The following is a 17,609-nucleotide window of genomic DNA, read 5'->3' on the forward strand; positions in this document are numbered from 1 at the left end:
TTGGCGGACGGGGAGCGCGACAAACGGATAGATTTGATTCGACGTATCGAATCAGCTCATGCGTCAGTCGTTTCTTTCAGCCATTGGCTGAAGCATTCCACGGCAGGGTTCGCAGGTCGCTCCGGCGTGACCAGCCAATAGCCGATGTCGCTGATGAACGGCGGGGTGTCGAAGGCTTCGACCAGCACGCCTTCCCGGAGTCTGCGCCCGATCAAATGCTGGCGCCCCATGGCAATGCCCTGACCGGCCACGGCGGCTTCGACGACGATGTTGTAGTCGTGGAGCATGACGCTCGGAATGTGGCTGAGGTCGAGGCCGTTGTGGGCGCTCCAGTCGATCCACTCGAACGGTTGCTGGGATTTGGCCATGAGTAAAGGGCCTTTTTCGATGCTCCTGGTTTTGAACGCGGGGCTGCAAACCGGCGTCAGGGTTTCCACCATGAAGCGTTCGGCCCGGACTTTCGGCCAGCCGCCCTTGCCGTAACGGATCGCCAGGTCGACTTCGCCACCGCCCACATCGGCCAGTTGTACCGAGGGCAGCAATTCGACATGGATGTGTGGATAACGCGCATTGAAACTGGCCAGGCGCGGTGCCAGCCACAGCGTGGCGAACGAGGCGAGGAGGCCGATGCGCAGGGTGGTTTCATGCGGGTCGTTGCGGCGCAGTTCCCGGGTGGCGACGGCAATGGATTCAAGGGCTGGTTGAATCTTGCGGTAGTACGCTTCGCCGGCCGGCGTCAGATCGATGGCCCGGGTGCGACGGATAAACAGCGGCTGATCGAGAAACTGCTCGAGTTTCTGCACTTGATGGCTGATTGCACTTTGCGTCACCGACAATTCATCGGCGGCCTTGATGAAGCTCAGATGGCGAGCCACGGCCTCAAAGGCGCGCAAGGCCATCAGCGGCGGCAGATCCTGGTGCAATTCCACGGCGCGGGTCCTTTGGGTCCATCGCAAAAACGCGATTGTGCGGTGAAATAATCGCTCGAGCACATATTTTGTTAAGTCACGGCGACACGGGTGACTGGTCAGCGGCGGCGCCAGACCGCATTATTGGCGCATTCACCCAACGCACTGAACGCCATGAGCCAAGACGACAAGCTGATCGACCTCAATTCGGAACGCGCCAAGCGTGTTCATGACCTCAACGAAAAGCGCTTGAATGAAGTGCGCCAGGCGTTCGAGCAGGCCATGCCGTTGGGTAAACCGAAGAAGAAGCCGAAGAACAAACCGAAAAAACGTTAAATCCCCCCGCATCTGTTGATGCAGATCAGTTTTTCTCCCTCCTTTGCGCCCGGTCTCGGGCGATATTGATCCCGGTCAATTTTCTCTCCTGCCTGATTGGTTAACTTAGCCCTATCGCAACAGGGCAAGTCCAGGAGGCCAGTCATGTTTTTCGACAACGTGGTGATCGCCGGAGTGCTGACAGTCGGCCTCATGGTTATGTTTTTTGCCGGGTTTGGATTTTTTATCTGGAAAGATGCGCACAAGCGGAAAAAGCCGTAGGTCTTTTTGGATGCAATGAGCACGCAAGGCATTTTGGGCAACTTCGGTTGCCCTTTTTTTTGCCCATGAAAATTTTGCGGCGTGTATAGGCCTGGAATATTCAGGTTGGTTTGGGTTTTGGATTGTTTACATATCCGTTTCTGCGGTAACGGCGGCTATTGGTTTCGCCCTTACGGCGAGTTACTTGGAAAAACGGAACGCCGCCCGGCGCCAAGTAACCAAGCGCTTTTGCCCCCGTTCGTTCGGTGCCTCGCCTAGGCTCGACATTCCCTCGCTCCGGTACTGCTCCGTGGGCCCGCCGCGATCGGCAATCCATGGCCGTGCGCGGCTAACCCGGCATCCATGCCGGGTTGCCCACTGCGCAGAACCTCCACTCGGCCTCTCGAGGGGGCGACCACCGCCACAGCCGCCGAGGCGGCCTGGTAGCCGACCTGGCTCTCTGGTCGATCGCATTGCCCTTTTTTCTGCACTCACCCATCCCGAATCTGTACACCAATCCCGTGTAGGAGCCGGCTTGCTGCGGGCGGCGTTCCGACGATGGACGTTAACGATGACGCGGGCTGTCTGGATGAAAGCGGTTGTCTGGACGTTTTTCGCGAGCATGGCTCGCTCCTACAGGGGGGGCGGGTTGACACGTTCAAAACTGTAGGAGCCAGCTTGCTGGCGATGGACGTCAACGATGACGCGGGCTGTCTGGATGAACGCGGCGCCTGGGCGTTTTTCGCCAGCAAGCTGGCTCCTACAGGGGATCGCGTGCGCTTTTGATTCTCACCATTCATCAGACCGTGCGTTAGCTCGCCTTTCGCTTTTGATCTTGCGGTGCCCGCCCCCTCGAGAGGCGGAGCAGGACCGGAGCGAGGGAATGCCGAGCCTTAGCGAGGCACCGAACGAAGGGGCAAAAGCGCTTGGTTACTTGGCGCCGGGCGGCGTTCCGCTTTTCCAAGTAACCCGCTGTAAGAGCGGAACCATAGGCGGCCGTTACCGCAGAAACGGATATGTACGCCTGAACACGAGACTGCAGCGATAAAAAAGGCGCGAACCTCACGGAACGCGCCTTTTTCGTTGCAGCGATGTATCAGCTGCCGAGTGCCTTCGACGCCAGCCAGAACAGACCGGCAGACAGCGCCACGGTTGCCGGCAGGGTCAGGACCCAGGCCAGCAGGATGGTTTTGACGGTGCCGCCCTGCAGGCCGCTTTTGTTGGCGACCATGGTGCCGGCCACGCCCGAGGACAGGACGTGGGTGGTGGACACCGGCAGGCTGAAGATGTTGGCCATGCCGATCAGGCTCGCCGTGGTGATCTGCGCCGACATGCCCTGGGAATAAGTCATGCCTTGCTTGCCGATCTTCTCGCCGATGGTCAGTACTACGCGTTTCCAGCCAACCATGGTGCCCAGGCCCAAGGCCAGTGCGACCGCCAGAATCACCCAGAACGGGGCGTATTCGGTGGTGGTGGTCAGGTCTTTGCGTAGCTTGTCCAGGTCAGCCTTTTCACGAGGCGCGAGGCCTGGCAGCTTGCTGACTTTCTTGGCCGTGTCGTCCAGGCAGAGCAGGTAGCGACGCACTTCGATGCGGCTTTCCGCCGGCAGCGAGTGGTAGTCGGCCACGCCTTTAAGGGTGTCGAGCAGGGCGGAAATGGTCGGTTCGGTCTGTTGCGGGTTGCAACGGAATTTCTCCGGCAGATCGCCTTCTACGCTTTTGCCCAAGGCCAGGAACTCGCCCAAGGTGTCGGCATTACGCTTGTAGAACTGGCTCAGGTGCAAGGTCGCATCGCGCGTCCGTTCGATCTGGTAGGTGGTGCTGCCCAGGTCGAGAACGAACTGCGCCGGAACGATACCGATCAGCACCAGCATGATCAGGCCGATACCTTTCTGGCCGTCATTGGAACCGTGCACGAAGCTCACGGCCATGGCCGAGATCACCAGCACCAGGCGATTCCAGAACGGTGGGTGCTTCTTGTCATCGATCTTGCGGCGCTGTTCCGGGGTCTTGTGCATCTTCGACAGCGGACGCCACCATTTAAGGCCGATCAGGATCAGTGCCGCGATCAGGAACCCGGCCATCGGCGAGAACACCAGCGAGGCGGCGATATCGATCGCCTTCTGCCAGTTCACGCCATCGGCCAACGGAATGTCGTTGATCAGCGCGTTGGCCAGGCCGACACCGAGGATCGAACCGATCAGCGTGTGGGAACTGGAGGCCGGGATACCGAAGTACCAGGTGCCCAGGTTCCAGGTGATGGCGGCGGCGAGCAGCGAGAACACCATGGCCAGCCCGTGGCCGGTGTTCACATTGATCAGCAGTTCCACCGGCAGCAGGTGGACGATGGCATACGCCACGCCGACACCGCCCAGCAGTACGCCGAGAAAGTTGAACACACCGGAAAAGAACACCGCCAGATGAGGCGGCATGGCTTTGGTGTAGATCACCGTGGCGACCGCGTTAGCGGTGTCATGAAAGCCGTTGATGAACTCGAAGGCGAGGACAAAGGCGAGGGCGAGCAAGAGGCTCACAAGCACCCAAGCATCCAGTCCGCTGAATAAATCGATCATGAAGGTTTTCTGACCCGGTCATAAGGGGGCGCGATTATGCCAGAAAAGACTGTTAATCGATGCACTAGCTGCTCATCGGTAACATTCTTCAACGAATTAGTTTTCGGAAACACCCGGAGGCTAGCGGGTTTGCGGGGTTTCGCAAGTCGTTGAATTTCTTTGAGAAGCCCGCAGGCGCAAGGGTTTCTCTCGCCGGGCTGCAAGGCGTGGGGGCTTGTATGAAATATCTGAGAAGAGGGCCAGATATGTTCCATTTACCTCATCAGATGGAGGAGGTAACCGCTGCCCGCTCGTAGCGGGCGCGAATGGCAACATCAATGCATCCCGCTTTTAACGGGGGCAGACGCAGGCCCTTGAAAGGAGTCAGGCCGAGGCGGTCATGGCTCTTCGGCTTTGAGTTCCTTTTCCATCTTCTGCAGTTCCTGGGTAAAAGCCTGGTCCTGAACGGTGGCGCGCTTACGCCAGGGTTTGCGCTCCGGTTCGGGCTGGGCGGCGTAGGTGGTGACTTCCCCGCCGTAAACTTCCTTGTAACGTTGTTCCTGGCGCTCAAGTTCCGCGCGCAGTTCGTCTTTCGTCACAGTGCTACCTGTATGGGTTGAGATTAATTCTGGCAAAACGCGCTGCATCAAATGTATTGCCCGCGCTCACCGAATGGACAATGCCGGTAAATGCATCGTTTTACGGTACGGCGATCAATACTTCCATGTTGCAGGCGGCCACGACACCAGAGCAAAACAGCTGACGTAGCATCAGTTTCCTGTTTCAGCGAGCGCGCTGTCGGAGCATTTAGAATGAGCGTCAGGCGCTTGCTGGGGGCAACGACGATGGAACATCGGGTTGCCGATGACGAAACCAGGTAGAGAAACCGGGTCGCCATTGATTTGCATTATAGCGGTCGATTTGAAGAACACTATCGCCAAAGAGTTAAAAATGAATCTTCCTGTGTGATCGATTTATTACTTGCAAGTTTCTACGATCAGATCGCGATGGTGTCTTTCTGGCGCCATTAAGTCGAACAACTTAAGACATTACATGGGGCCTTTAACTCAAGGTTCAAGCAGGGGGGGAAACATCTAAGGAAATGGGTGAAGCCCTAAGCCCTGTTTTGTCCCTGGCTCTCTGCCGATTGCGATTATCGGTCCGTGGTTCGATAATCGCCCAATCTTGGCGGCCTATGGCTTGTGTGCCGGACCCGGAGCCGCTTGTAATAACCGTCGTTGATCCGTGTAGGAAATGGACCTGATATGAATGAGCAAATGCGCAATTCCTTCGCTTCGGTGGCGCCGCCGATTGTCGCGTCGCCCGCCAAGCGGATCCAGGCCCTGACCGGCGACCCGGACTTCATGACGTCCCTGGCCCGTGGGCTCGCCGTGGTGCAAGCGTTCCAGGAACGCAAACGGCACCTGACCATCGCCCAGATCAGTCACCGCACGGAAATTCCCCGCGCCGCCGTGCGACGTTGCCTGCATACGCTGATCAAACTCGGCTACGCCACCACTGACGGCCGCACCTATTCACTGTTGCCCAAAGTGCTGACCCTCGGCCATGCCTATCTGTCTTCCACGCCGCTGGCGGTGTCTGCCCAGCCTTACCTCGACCGCATGAGCGAACAACTTCACGAGGCCTGCAACATGGCCACGCTGGAGGGCGATGACATTTTGTACATCGCGCGCTCGGCAACCACTCAGCGCCTGATTTCCGTCGACCTGTCGGTGGGCGGGCGCCTGCCGGCCTATTGCACCTCGATGGGCCGGATTCTGCTCGCGGCACTGGACGACACGTCGCTACGCGAATACCTCGATCATGCCGACCTTCAAGCCAAGACCAGCCGCACCTTGCACACCCCCGAGGCGCTGCTCGAATGTTTGCAGGAAGTCCGGCAACAAGGCTGGTGCATCGTCGATCAGGAACTGGAACAAGGGCTGCGCTCGATTGCCGTTCCGGTGTACGACGCTTCCGGGCAAGTGGTGGCGGCGCTCAACGTCAGCACCCACGCCGGCCGGGTCAGCCGCAACGAGCTGGAGCAGCGTTTCCTGCCGGGTCTGCTGGCAGCCAGCCGTAATCTCAGCGCCCAGCTCTTTGCCTAAGCTGTTCGGTAATCGCACAGACTCGCGCTTGATGAATTGACGCACTTTCCCCGGGATCACTAATGTCGCGGCAGCGCCAGCCCTTGGCTGGCACCTGTCCGACTGCGTTCTTGCGTGGAATAAAAATAATGAACCAGCCTCAGTCTGTTGTAGGTAACTGCCTCGATGTGCAGTCCTTCATCAATGCTCAACCCATTTCGCGCTACCAGTGGCGACTGGTGATCCTGTGTTTCCTGATTGTCTTTCTCGATGGCCTCGACACCGCGGCCATGGGTTTCATTGCGCCTGCACTGTCCCAGGACTGGGGCATCGATCGCGCCAGCCTCGGCCCGGTGATGAGTGCGGCGTTGATCGGCATGGTCTTCGGCGCATTGGGTTCCGGCCCGTTGGCTGACCGCTTCGGGCGAAAAGTCGTACTCGTCGGCGCGGTGCTGTTGTTCGGCGCGTTCAGCCTGGCCTCGGCCTACAGCAGCAACGTCGATCAGTTGCTGGTGCTGCGTTTCCTCACCGGCCTGGGCCTTGGCGCGGGCATGCCGAACGCCACGACGCTGCTCTCGGAATACACCCCTGAGCGCAAGAAATCCCTGCTGGTGACCAGCATGTTCTGCGGTTTCAACCTCGGCATGGCCGGTGGCGGCTTCATTTCCGCCAAGCTGATTCCGGCGTTCGGCTGGCACAGCCTGCTGCTGATCGGCGGGATTCTGCCGCTGATCCTGGCGGTGGTGTTGTTGTTCTGGCTGCCGGAATCGGCGCGTTACCTGGTGGTGCGCAATCGCGGCACTGACAAAGTGCGCAAGGCCCTGGCCCCGATCGATCCTACAGTTGTCGCGCAGGCGTCCAGCTTCAGCGTGCCGGAACAGAAAACCGTGAAGGCCCGTAACGTTTTCGCGGTGATTTTCTCCGGCACCTACAGCGCCGGCACCTTGTTGCTGTGGCTGACCTATTTCATGGGCCTGGTGATTGTTTACCTGCTGACCAGCTGGCTGCCGACGCTGATGCGTGACAGCGGCGCGAGCATGGAGCAAGCGGCGTTTATCGGCGCGCTGTTCCAGTTCGGTGGCGTGTTGAGCGCCGTGGGCGTGGGCTGGGCGATGGACCGGTTCAATCCGCACAAGGTCATCGGCACTTTCTACCTGCTGGCCGGGGTGTTTGCCTACGCGGTGGGGCAGAGCCTGGGCAACATCGCGTTGCTGGCGACTTTGGTGCTGGTGGCGGGGATGTGCGTCAACGGCGCGCAATCGGCGATGCCGTCGCTGGCGGCGCGGTTTTATCCGACCCAGGGCCGGGCGACCGGGGTGTCGTGGATGCTCGGGATTGGCCGCTTTGGCGCGATCCTCGGGGCGTGGATGGGCGCGACGTTGCTGGGGCTTGGCTGGAACTTTGAACAAGTGCTGACGGCGCTGGTGATTCCGGCGGCGTTGGCGACCACGGCGGTGGTGATCAAGGGCATGGTCAGTCATGCGGATGCGACTTGAGGGCCTGATCCTGAATCTCCAGTGATTTTCAGGGCCTCTTCGCGAGCAGGCTCGCTCCCACGGCGGATCGCGTTTTCCTGTGGGAACGAGCCTGCTCGCGAATGCTTTTGGGGATCGGTAGCCAAACAACAATCTGTTCGATAAACGAACACTCAGTCGATTATCGGATTGTTTGGGGTTTTTCCGGGGCTTACTCTTTAGTCATTCCGGCGCGCGCATCGCGCCTTTTTCATCCACTGTCGGTTCATAACAAAACGGGAGCCTGCCCCATGGCTGAAATCCTTTCGCTGCACGACGCGGTGAAGCAATTCATTAACGACGGCGATACCGTCGCGCTCGAAGGCTTCACTCACCTGATCCCTACGGCGGCGGGTCACGAAATCATTCGCCAGGGCAAGAAAGATCTGACGCTGGTACGGATGACGCCTGACCTGATCTACGACCAGTTGATCGGCGCCGGTTGTGCTCGCAAGCTGATTTTCTCCTGGGGCGGCAACCCGGGCGTGGGTTCGTTGCACCGCCTGCGTGACGCGGTCGAGAAGCAATGGCCGCACCCGCTGGAAATCGAAGAACACAGCCACGCCGACCTGGCGAATGCCTACGTCGCTGGCGCCTCCGGCCTGCCGTTCGCGGTGCTGCGTGCCTACGCCGGCTCCGACTTGCCGAAGGTCAACCCGCTGATCAAATCCGTGACCTGCCCGTTCACCGGCGAAGTGCTGGCCGCCGTGCCTTCGGTGCGCCCGGACATCACCGTGATCCACGCGCAGAAAGCCGACCGTAAAGGCAACGTGTTGCTGTGGGGCATCCTCGGCGTACAGAAAGAAGCCGCGTTGGCCGCCAAGCGTTGCATCGTCACCGTCGAAGAAATCGTCGACGACCTCAATGCACCGATGAATTCCTGCGTGCTGCCGACCTGGGCGTTGAGCGCGGTCTGCCACGTTCCCGGCGGTGCGCATCCGTCCTACGCTCACGGTTACAACGAGCGTGACAACCGTTTCTACCAGGCCTGGGACCCGATTGCCCGCGACCGTGACACCTTCACCGCGTGGATCAACGAGTACATCCATGGCTGCGCTGACTTCAGCGAGTTCCAGGCCAAGCTGGCCGCTGCTTCGGAGGCGAAGTAATGACTTACACCACTAATGAAATGATGACCGTCGCCGCTGCGCGCCGCCTGAAGAACGGTTCGGTGTGCTTCGTCGGCATCGGCCTGCCGTCGAAAGCGGCCAACCTGGCGCGGCTGACGTCTTCGCCTGATGTAGTGCTTATCTACGAATCGGGTCCGATCGGTGCCAAGCCGAGTGTATTGCCGCTGTCGATCGGTGACGGTGAGCTGGCGGAAACCGCCGACACCGTCGTCCCGACCGGTGAGATTTTTCGCTACTGGTTGCAGGGCGGGCGCATCGACGTCGGTTTTCTCGGTGCCGCGCAGGTCGACCGTTTCGGCAACATCAACACCACGGTGGTCGGCGATTATCACGCGCCGAAAGTTCGCTTGCCGGGTGCCGGTGGCGCGCCGGAAATCGCCGGTTCGGCGAAAAGCGTATTGATCATCCTTAAACAGTCGGCGCGTTCCTTCGTTGACAAGCTCGACTTCATTACCTCGGTCGGCCATGGCGAGGGCGGTGATTCGCGCAAACGCCTGGGGCTGCCGGGCGCCGGGCCGGTCGGCATTATCACCGACCTGTGCATCATGGAGCCGGAAGCCGGCACCCACGAATTCGTGGTCACCGCGCTGCACCCGGGCGTGACCCGCGAGCAAGTCGTCGCAGCCACCGGTTGGGCGATTCGTTTCGCCGACAGCGTTGAAAGCACCGCCGAGCCGACCGACGTCGAGCTGAAAGCCCTCAGGGACCTGGAAGCCCGCACCGCCGCCGCCCACGGCCAAGCACCCGGAGAAGCGTGATGCGTGACGTTTATATCTGCGACGCGATTCGCACCCCCATCGGCCGTTTCGGCGGTGGCCTGTCGGCGGTGCGTGCCGACGACCTGGCCGCCGTGCCGATCAAGGCGCTGATGGCGCGCAACCCGTCGGTGGACTGGAATGCGGTGGACGAGGTGTTCCTCGGCTGCGCCAACCAGGCCGGTGAAGACAACCGCAACGTGGCGCGCATGGCGTCGTTGCTGGCGGGCCTGCCGGAGAGCATTCCCGGCGTGACCCTCAATCGCCTGTGCGCTTCCGGCATGGATGCCATCGGCACGGCGTTCCGCGCCATCGCCAGCGGCGAAATGGAGCTGGCGATTGCCGGCGGCGTCGAGTCGATGTCCCGCGCGCCGTTCGTGATGGGCAAGGCCGATGCGGCGTTCTCGCGCAACATGAAGCTCGAAGACACCACCATCGGCTGGCGTTTCATCAACCCGTTGATGAAAGCCCAGTACGGCGTCGACGCGATGCCGCAAACCGCCGACAACGTGGCGGACGATTACCGGGTGTCCCGCGAAGACCAGGACGCATTCGCCCTGCGCAGCCAGCAGCGCACAGCCGCCGCGCAGGCTGCAGGATTTTTCGCCGAAGAAATCGTTGAAGTGCGCATTGCCCACAAGAAGGGTGAAACCGTGGTCAGCCAGGACGAACACCCTCGCGCCGACACCACCCTGGAAACCCTGGCCAAGCTGAAACCGGTCAACGGTCCCGACAAAACCGTCACTGCCGGCAACGCCTCGGGTGTCAACGACGGTGCCGCGGCCCTGATCCTGGCCTCGGCCGAAGCGGTGAAAAAACACGGTTTGACCGCACGGGCCAAAGTGCTGGGCATGGCCAGCGCCGGTGTCGCACCGCGCGTGATGGGCATCGGCCCGGTGCCGGCGGTGCAGAAACTCACCGAACGCCTGGGCCTGGCGGTCAGCGATTTCGACGTGATCGAACTCAACGAAGCCTTCGCCAGCCAAGGCTTGGCGGTGCTGCGCGAACTGGGCCTGGCGGACGACGCGGCGCAGGTCAACCCGAACGGTGGCGCCATCGCCCTGGGCCATCCGTTGGGCATGAGCGGTGCGCGTCTGGTGCTGACGGCATTGCATCAGTTGGAAAAAACCGGTGGCAAGAAAGGTCTGGCGACCATGTGCGTCGGTGTCGGCCAGGGTCTGGCCTTGGCCATCGAACGCGTCTGACGTGCAGCCGTGACAACAAGAACAGAGGAAAGCGAAATGACTGACAAGCCTGGTTACCGTCGTCCGCAGGAAGGCACGCAGCCTGAGTACCTGCACCCGACTTACCAATCCACCAACCGTCGCTCGCCGTCGAAGCCGTTGGTGTTTCTGCCCCATTCGTTGTCGGAAATTACCGGCCCGACCGTCGGTGCCGAGCGCGTCAACGAGAAGGACAACGACCTGACCGCCCAGCACAAGGGCGAGCCATTGGGTGAGCGCATCATCATTCACGGCCGTGTGCTGGATGAAAACGGTCTGCCGGTGCCGGGGATTCTGGTGGAGATCTGGCAGGCCAACGCCGCCGGTCGCTACAACCACGCCCGCGATCTGCACGACGCGCCGCTGGACCCGAACTTCACCGGCACCGGCCGTACCGTGACCGATGCCGATGGCTGGTATCAATTCCAGACCATCAAGCCCGGCGCTTACCCGTGGGGCAACCACCACAATGCCTGGCGCCCGGCGCACATCCATTTCTCGCTGTTCGGGCCGAGCATCCTGACGCGGCTGGTCACCCAGATGTATTTCCCAGGCGACCCGCTGCTGGCCTACGACCCGATCTACAACTGCGTGCCAGATACCAGTGCCAAAGAGCGCCTGATCGCCAGTTTCGACCTGGAAAAAACCGTCCCTTCCTATGCCCTCGGTTATCGCTGGGACATCGTCTTGCGCGGCCGCGATGCCACGCCGATGGAGAAATAAGATGACGCTGACTGCGACCACGTCCCACACCGTCGGGCCGTACTACCACATCGGCCTGACCTGGCTGAACCGCGAAAACCTTACCGTCGAACAAACCCTGGGCGAGCGCGTGGCGATCACCGGGCAAGTCGTCGACGGCAACGGTGACATCGTCAACGACGCGATGCTCGAAGTCTGGCAGGCCAACGCCGCCGGCAAATACGACCATCCCGAAGACGATCAGGCAAAACCCCTGGACCCGAACTTCGAAGGTTTTGGGCGGATTCCGGTGGATGCCGAAGGGCGCTTCCGCTTCACCACGATCAAGCCGGGCACGGTGGAAGGGCTGAAAGGCACGACCCAGGCGCCGCACCTGGTGGTGCTGGTGTTTGCCCGCGGCCTGGTGAAGCACTTGCTGACGCGGATCTACTTTGATGGCGAGCCGGCCAACGTGTCGGACCCGTTGCTGGAATGCGTGCCGGCCGAACGTCGCGCTACGTTGCTGGCGAAGCAGGATGCGAGCGGCGTTTATCAGTGGAATGTGATTCTGCAAGGCTCTGACGCCGAGACGGTGTTCTTCGACTACTGAAAACACCACAAGTCCCTGTAGGAGCCAGCTTGCTGGCGATGGTCGTTAACGATGACGCGTGTTCATGGTTATCCGCGTCGCTCTTGCGTTCATCGCCGGCAAGCCGGCTCCTACAAGGGATCTGTATTGCTTGTGTGGAACGGGACTGTTGCAAAGTATGTCTAGACTCTCACTGTCCCCATTGAGTGAAAAAAACAATGACAACGCCAACCGCAGCACCCGCGCTATATACCGGCGAAGAGCGCAGTAAACGGATCTTCGCCATTGTCGGCGCCTCGTCCGGCAACCTCGTCGAATGGTTCGACTTCTACGTCTACGCCTTCTGCGCGATCTATTTCGCCCCGGCCTTTTTCCCTTCCGACAACCCGACCGTGCAACTGGTGAACACCGCGGGCGTATTCGCCGCCGGGTTCCTGATGCGACCGATTGGCGGCTGGATTTTCGGCCGTGTCGCGGACAAGCACGGGCGCAAGAATTCGATGCTGATTTCGATTCTGATGATGTGCTTCGGCTCGTTGCTCATCGCGTGTCTGCCGACCTACAAGGACATCGGCGTCTGGGCGCCGATCCTGTTGCTGTTCGCGCGCTTGCTCCAGGGCTTGTCCGTGGGTGGCGAGTACGGCACCACCGCGACCTACATGAGCGAAGTCGCGCTCAAGGGCCAGCGTGGTTTCTTCGCCTCGTTCCAGTACGTGACGCTGATTGGCGGGCAATTGCTGGCGGTGTCGCTGGTGGTGATCCTGCAACAGTTCCTCACCGAGGATGACCTGCGTGCCTACGGCTGGCGGATTCCGTTTGTGGTCGGTGCGGCTGCGGCACTGGTTTCGCTGTATCTGCGTCGTTCGCTGAAAGAAACCACCAGCAAGGAAATGCGCGAGAACAAGGACGCCGGCAGCATCCGCGCGTTGTTCCGCGACCATAAAGCCGCGTTCATAACCGTGCTCGGCTACACCGCCGGTGGCTCGCTGATTTTCTACACCTTCACCACGTACATGCAGAAATACCTGGTGAACACCGCCGGCATGCACGCCAAGACCGCCAGCTACATCATGACCGGCGCGCTGTTCCTTTATATGTGCATGCAGCCGTTCTTCGGCATGCTCGCCGACAAAATCGGCCGCCGTAACTCGATGCTCTGGTTCGGCGCCCTCGGTACGCTGTGCACCGTGCCGATCCTGTTGAGCCTGAAAAGCGTCAGCAGTCCGTTCCTCGCCTTTGTGCTGATCACCCTGGCGCTGGCAATCGTCAGTTTCTACACCTCGATCAGCGGCCTGGTGAAAGCCGAAATGTTCCCGCCGGAAGTGCGTGCCCTGGGCGTTGGCCTGGCGTACGCGGTGGCGAATGCGATCTTCGGCGGATCGGCGGAATATGTCGCACTGAGCCTCAAGGCCGTGGGCATGGAAAACTCCTTCTACTGGTACGTCACGGTGATGATGGCGATAGCGTTCCTGTTCAGCCTGCGCCTGCCGAAACAGGCGAAATACTTGCACCACGACCTTTGATCCATCTGCGTGGGCCTGACCGGCCCACGCCTTCAGGAACTGTTTATGAACCAGCGACCGGGCAATCAATTGTTCGATGCCTATTTCACTGCCCGCGATATGCGTGAGGTGTTCTGCGATCAGGGCCGGGTTCAGGCCATGCTCGATTTCGAAGCGGCGCTGGCCCGGGCCGAGGCGCGGGTCGGTTTGATCCCGCACGCGGCGGTGGCCTCTATCGAAGCCGCCTGCCAGGCCGGGCATTTCGATTTTGCCGCCCTCGGCGAGGCGATTGCCACGGCTGGCAACTCGGCGATTCCGCTGGTGAAGGCGTTGGGCAAACAGATCGCGGCCACCGATGCCGAAGCCGAGCGTTATGTGCATCTGGGCGCGACCAGCCAGGATGTGATGGACACCGGCCTGGTGCTGCAACTGCGCCAGGCGCTGGAACTGATCGAAAGCGATCTGGCGCAACTGGGCGAAACCCTCGCGACCCAGGCGCTGCGTTTCGTCGCCACGCCGCTGGCCGGGCGCACCTGGTTGCAACATGCGACGCCCGTCACCCTCGGCATGAAGATCGCTGGTTGGCTGGGCGCCATTACCCGCAGCCGTCAGCGCCTGCAAGAACTCAAGCCGCGCCTGCTGGTGCTGCAATTCGGCGGTGCTTCCGGAACCCTGGCAGCCCTCGGTCCGCAGGCGCTGCCGATTGCCGAAGCGCTGGCCACGGAACTGCAACTGAGCTTGCCCGACCAGCCGTGGCACACCCAGCGCGATCGCCTGGTGGAATTCGGCTCGGTGCTGGGCTTGATCGCCGGCAGCCTCGGCAAGCTTGGCCGCGACATCAGCCTGTTGATGCAAACCGAGGCAGGTGAAGTGTTCGAACCCTCGGCGCCGGGCAAGGGCGGTTCGTCGACCATGCCGCACAAGCGCAACCCGGTGGGCGCAGCGGTGCTGATCGGCGCGGCCACGCGGGTGCCAGGTCTGCTCTCGACCCTGTTCAGCGCCATGCCGCAAGAACATGAACGCAGCCTCGGGCTGTGGCATGCCGAGTGGGAAACCCTGCCGGAGATTTGCTGCCTGGTGTCCGGCAGCCTCAAACAAGCGCTGTTGGTGGCGGGCGGTCTGGAAGTGGATGCCGAGCGCATGGCCCGCAACCTCGACCTGACCCAGGGCCTGGTGCTGGCCGAGGCGGTGAGCATCGTCCTCGCGCAGCGGGTCGGCCGCGACACGGCGCACCATTTACTGGAACAGTGCTGCAAGCGCGCCGTGGCCGAGCAGCGGCATTTGCGCGCGGTGCTGAGCGACGAGCCGCACGTGACCGCCGAACTCTCGGCGGCTGAACTCGATCATCTGCTGGACCCCGCGCACTACCTCGGACAGGCCCGTACCTGGGTCGAGCGAGCGGTGGCTGAACATTCTGCGTTGACTGCCTGAAGGAGATTGCTGTGGCTTTCGTACAACTCGCCGAGGGCGAACTGCATTATCAAATCGACGGTCCGGTAGATGCGCCGGTACTGGTGCTGTCCAACTCGCTGGGCACCGACCTGCACATGTGGGACGCGCAGATTGCCGCGTTCACCGAGCATTTTCGCGTACTGCGTTTCGACACCCGTGGCCACGGCCAATCCCTGGTCACGCCGGGGCCGTACAGCATCGAGCAACTGGGGCGCGATGTGCTGGCGCTGTTGGATGCGTTGCACATTGAGAAGGCGCATTTCTGTGGCCTGTCGATGGGCGGCCTGATCGGCCAGTGGCTGGGCATCCATGCCGGTGATCGATTGAACAAACTGGTGGTGTGCAACACCGCGGCGAAAATCGGCGATCCGTCGATCTGGAACCCGCGCATCGAAACCGTGCTGCGCGACGGCGCGGCGGCCATGGTCGCGCTGCGCGATGCATCGATTGCGCGCTGGTTTACCCCGGACTTTTCCGCTGCCAACCCGGCGGCGGCGAAACGCATTACCGACATGCTGGCGGCCACTTCGCCCGAGGGTTATGCCGCCAATTGCGCCGCGGTGCGCGATGCCGATTTCCGTGATCAGCTGTCCTCGATCAAGGTGCCGCTGCTGGTGATTGCCGGCACCGACGACGCGGTGACGCCGCCCTCCGGCGGGCACTTCATCCAGGAACATGTGGTAGGCGCCGAGTACGCCGAGTTCTACGCCGCGCACCTGTCCAACGTACAGGCGGGCGATGCGTTCAGTGAGCGCGTTATTGCCTTCCTGTCGGGCCATTGAGGGGAACATCCGTGGACGAGAAACAACGTTACAACGAGGGCATGAACGTGCGCCGCGCAGTGCTCGGCGACGCCCATGTCGATCGCAGCCTGACCGCGCTGACCGAGTTCAACTCGGAGTTTCAGGAAATGATCACCCGCCACGCCTGGGGTGACATTTGGACCCGCCCAGGCCTGCCGCGTCATACCCGCAGCCTGATCACCATAGCCATGCTGATCGGCATGAACCGCGAGGGTGAGCTCAAACTGCACTTGCGTGCGGCCGCCAACAATGGCGTCAGCCGGGGAGAGATCAAGGAAGTGATCATGCAGAGCGCGATCTACTGCGGCATCCCGGCGGCGAATGCCACGTTCCACTTGGCGGAGTCGGTGTGGGATGAACTGGGTGTTGAATCCCGGGAGTAGACTTTCGCTGTCTGAACTGACGCCATCGCGAGCAGGCTCGCTCCCACAGTGGACCGGGATGAACACAGCTTTTATGTTCACTGCAGATCCTGTGGGAGCGAGCCTGCTCGCGATGGCGATGGTGGAATTTACAGCAGGCTGATCGGGTAGCTGACGATCAACCGGTTCTCGTCGAACTCGTTATTGCTGTAGTCGCGGCGCATGGTCGAGTTGCGCCATTTGAGGTTCAGGTCCTTCAGCACGCCGCTTTGCACGGTGTAGCCCAGTTCACTTTCACGTCCCCATTCCTTGCCGTCGGTGATGGTGCCGGTGTGCACGTTTTCGCCGCTGATGTAGCGGTTCATCAGGGTCAGCCCCGGAATGCCGAGCGCGACGAAGTTGTAGTCGTGGCGCACTTGCCAGGATTTTTCCCGGGCGTTGTCGTAGCTGGAGTTGTAGCTGTCGTTGGCCAGGGTGCCGCCGCTGGTGCCGTTGACGCGCATCCAGGCGCTGTCGCCGGTGAGTTTTTGCAGGCCGACGTAGAAGGTGTTGCCGCCGTACTTCGCCGAGAACATTCCCGACCAGGTCTTGTTGTCCAGGTCGCCGGCGCGGGCGCTGCCGTCTTCCTTGCCGTAGAAGAAACCGAGGTTGGCGCCCAGGGTCCAGTCGCCGATGGGCTGGCTGTGGATCAGGTTGAGGTATTGCTGGCTGTAGATGTCCTTGAGTTCGGCGTTCCACAGACCGATTTGGGTGCGCTTTTCGTTGAACTGGTACTCACCACCCTGGAAGTTGAAACGGTCGGAGGTGAACGCCGCTTTGCCGGTCATCGACATGTCGCTCATGCTGCTGTCGTCACGCGGGCTGTTCTGGCGGAACTGGCCGCCGTAGAGCGTCAGGCCGTCGATTTCCTTCGAGGTGATCTGGCCGCCGCGGAAGGTTTGCGGCAGCGAACGGCCATCGTCCGAGCGCAGGATCGGCAGCACCGGCATCCATTCACCGACTTTCACTTCGGTCTGCGACAACTTCGCCTTGAACGCCACGTTGGTGCGACCAAACTGGTCCGCCGGACGGCCATCGTGGTCCAGCGGCAGCAGTTGCGTCCCGCCGGTGCCTTTGCCGCCGTCGAGCTTCACTGAGTACAGCCCCAACACGTCCATGCCGAAACCGACGGTGCCCTGGGTGAACCCGGACTTGGCGTCGAGGATGAAACTCTGCGTCCACTCTTCAGCCTTGCCCTGGGTCTTGGTCGGGTTGGTGAAGTTGCGGTTGATGTAGAAGTTGCGCAGGTTCAGGTTGACCTTGGCCCCCTCGACAAAACCCGCCTCTTCGGCCGAAGCGGGCAGGGCAGCACCGGCCAGTGCGAGGGCGATCAGGCTGGGAACCAGATAAGGGGAAGGTGTCATGGGCTCGGTCTCTCTAATTCTTGGGGATGAAACGGGTGGATGCCGCAACCGTCGGGTTGCAGACAAAGGATTC

General features: G+C 61.2%; 18 protein-coding genes. 14 read left to right on the forward strand and 4 right to left on the reverse strand.

Translation table 11 applies throughout. From position 1 onward, the window contains the following. Positions 1-56 precede the first annotated feature (56 nt). On the reverse strand, positions 57-929 hold the full coding sequence (locus ACF6ZU_RS19125) for a LysR substrate-binding domain-containing protein (RefSeq protein WP_392886019.1): 873 nt from the start codon (positions 927-929) through the stop codon (positions 57-59). 153 nt (positions 930-1,082) lie between these two features. On the opposite strand from ACF6ZU_RS19125, the gene ACF6ZU_RS19130 reads away from it, so the two are divergent. The 3 genes from ACF6ZU_RS19130 (at position 1,083) to ACF6ZU_RS19140 (ending at position 2,270) form a co-directional block, all read left to right on the forward strand. Continuing rightward, complete coding sequence (locus ACF6ZU_RS19130) at positions 1,083-1,244, forward strand: hypothetical protein (RefSeq protein ID WP_392886021.1); 162 nt, start codon at positions 1,083-1,085, stop codon at positions 1,242-1,244. A gap of 144 nt (positions 1,245-1,388) precedes the next feature. Further along, the gene (gene ccoM, locus ACF6ZU_RS19135; protein WP_392886023.1) at positions 1,389-1,505 is read left to right on the forward strand and encodes a cytochrome c oxidase subunit CcoM; all 117 of its coding nucleotides are present in this window, start codon (positions 1,389-1,391) and stop codon (positions 1,503-1,505) included. 537 nt (positions 1,506-2,042) lie between these two features. Continuing rightward, positions 2,043-2,270, forward strand: coding sequence for a hypothetical protein (locus ACF6ZU_RS19140; protein WP_392886025.1), 228 nt, complete (start codon positions 2,043-2,045; stop codon positions 2,268-2,270). A gap of 310 nt (positions 2,271-2,580) precedes the next feature. Here the strand turns inward: ACF6ZU_RS19140 and ACF6ZU_RS19145 are convergent, their stop codons facing one another. Then, positions 2,581-4,056: an inorganic phosphate transporter gene (locus ACF6ZU_RS19145; RefSeq protein WP_392886027.1), complete on the reverse strand. Its 1,476-nt coding sequence runs from the start codon at positions 4,054-4,056 to the stop codon at positions 2,581-2,583. Positions 4,057-4,433: 377 nt separating this feature from the next. Beyond that, positions 4,434-4,634 (reverse strand): hypothetical protein, encoded by a 201-nt coding sequence (locus ACF6ZU_RS19150; RefSeq protein WP_007935837.1) that lies wholly within the window; start codon positions 4,632-4,634, stop codon positions 4,434-4,436. A 666-nt stretch (positions 4,635-5,300) separates the two neighbouring features. On the opposite strand from ACF6ZU_RS19150, the gene pcaR reads away from it, so the two are divergent. From pcaR to pcaC, 11 genes are all read left to right on the forward strand, one after another. Continuing rightward, positions 5,301-6,143 (forward strand): pca regulon transcriptional regulator PcaR, encoded by an 843-nt coding sequence (pcaR, locus tag ACF6ZU_RS19155; RefSeq protein ID WP_008025635.1) that lies wholly within the window; start codon positions 5,301-5,303, stop codon positions 6,141-6,143. A 128-nt stretch (positions 6,144-6,271) separates the two neighbouring features. Next, on the forward strand, positions 6,272-7,618 hold the full coding sequence (locus ACF6ZU_RS19160) for an MFS transporter (RefSeq protein ID WP_392886031.1): 1,347 nt from the start codon (positions 6,272-6,274) through the stop codon (positions 7,616-7,618). Positions 7,619-7,887: 269 nt separating this feature from the next. Further along, positions 7,888-8,745: a CoA transferase subunit A gene (locus ACF6ZU_RS19165; RefSeq protein WP_392886033.1), complete on the forward strand. Its 858-nt coding sequence runs from the start codon at positions 7,888-7,890 to the stop codon at positions 8,743-8,745. After that, on the forward strand, positions 8,745-9,524 hold the full coding sequence (locus ACF6ZU_RS19170) for a CoA-transferase subunit beta (protein ID WP_392886034.1): 780 nt from the start codon (positions 8,745-8,747) through the stop codon (positions 9,522-9,524). The genes ACF6ZU_RS19165 and ACF6ZU_RS19170 overlap by 1 nt, the downstream gene beginning before the upstream one ends. Beyond that, entirely contained in the window at positions 9,521-10,726 is a 1,206-nt protein-coding gene (gene pcaF / locus ACF6ZU_RS19175) for a 3-oxoadipyl-CoA thiolase (protein WP_392886036.1), read from the forward strand. The genes ACF6ZU_RS19170 and pcaF overlap by 4 nt, the downstream gene beginning before the upstream one ends. A gap of 36 nt (positions 10,727-10,762) precedes the next feature. Then, a complete protein-coding gene (gene pcaH / locus ACF6ZU_RS19180; RefSeq protein WP_392886038.1) occupies positions 10,763-11,467 on the forward strand; it encodes a protocatechuate 3,4-dioxygenase subunit beta in 705 nt (234 codons plus the stop codon). Between the two features lies 1 nt (position 11,468). Next, positions 11,469-12,035, forward strand: a complete 567-nt coding sequence (gene pcaG, locus ACF6ZU_RS19185) for a protocatechuate 3,4-dioxygenase subunit alpha (RefSeq protein WP_392886040.1) — start codon at positions 11,469-11,471, stop codon at positions 12,033-12,035. Positions 12,036-12,232: 197 nt separating this feature from the next. Further along, positions 12,233-13,537 carry an MFS family transporter gene (locus tag ACF6ZU_RS19190; protein WP_392886041.1) on the forward strand — a complete coding sequence of 435 codons (1,305 nt, stop codon included), beginning with the start codon at positions 12,233-12,235 and terminating at the stop codon, positions 13,535-13,537. A gap of 45 nt (positions 13,538-13,582) precedes the next feature. After that, the gene (locus ACF6ZU_RS19195) at positions 13,583-14,947 is read left to right on the forward strand and encodes a 3-carboxy-cis,cis-muconate cycloisomerase (protein WP_392886042.1); all 1,365 of its coding nucleotides are present in this window, start codon (positions 13,583-13,585) and stop codon (positions 14,945-14,947) included. Positions 14,948-14,958: 11 nt separating this feature from the next. Further along, the gene (gene pcaD, locus ACF6ZU_RS19200) at positions 14,959-15,750 is read left to right on the forward strand and encodes a 3-oxoadipate enol-lactonase (RefSeq protein WP_392886044.1); all 792 of its coding nucleotides are present in this window, start codon (positions 14,959-14,961) and stop codon (positions 15,748-15,750) included. An 11-nt stretch (positions 15,751-15,761) separates the two neighbouring features. Then, the gene (gene pcaC, locus ACF6ZU_RS19205) at positions 15,762-16,154 is read left to right on the forward strand and encodes a 4-carboxymuconolactone decarboxylase (RefSeq protein ID WP_392886046.1); all 393 of its coding nucleotides are present in this window, start codon (positions 15,762-15,764) and stop codon (positions 16,152-16,154) included. 128 nt (positions 16,155-16,282) lie between these two features. Here pcaC and ACF6ZU_RS19210 read toward each other — a convergent pair whose 3' ends face one another. After that, complete coding sequence (locus ACF6ZU_RS19210; RefSeq protein ID WP_392886047.1) at positions 16,283-17,536, reverse strand: OprD family porin; 1,254 nt, start codon at positions 17,534-17,536, stop codon at positions 16,283-16,285. Between the last annotated feature and the right edge of the window lie 73 nt (positions 17,537-17,609).

It is taken from the genome of Pseudomonas migulae (assembly GCF_043225285.1).
GTDB classification, from domain to species: Bacteria; Pseudomonadota; Gammaproteobacteria; order Pseudomonadales; family Pseudomonadaceae; genus Aquipseudomonas; species Aquipseudomonas migulae_C.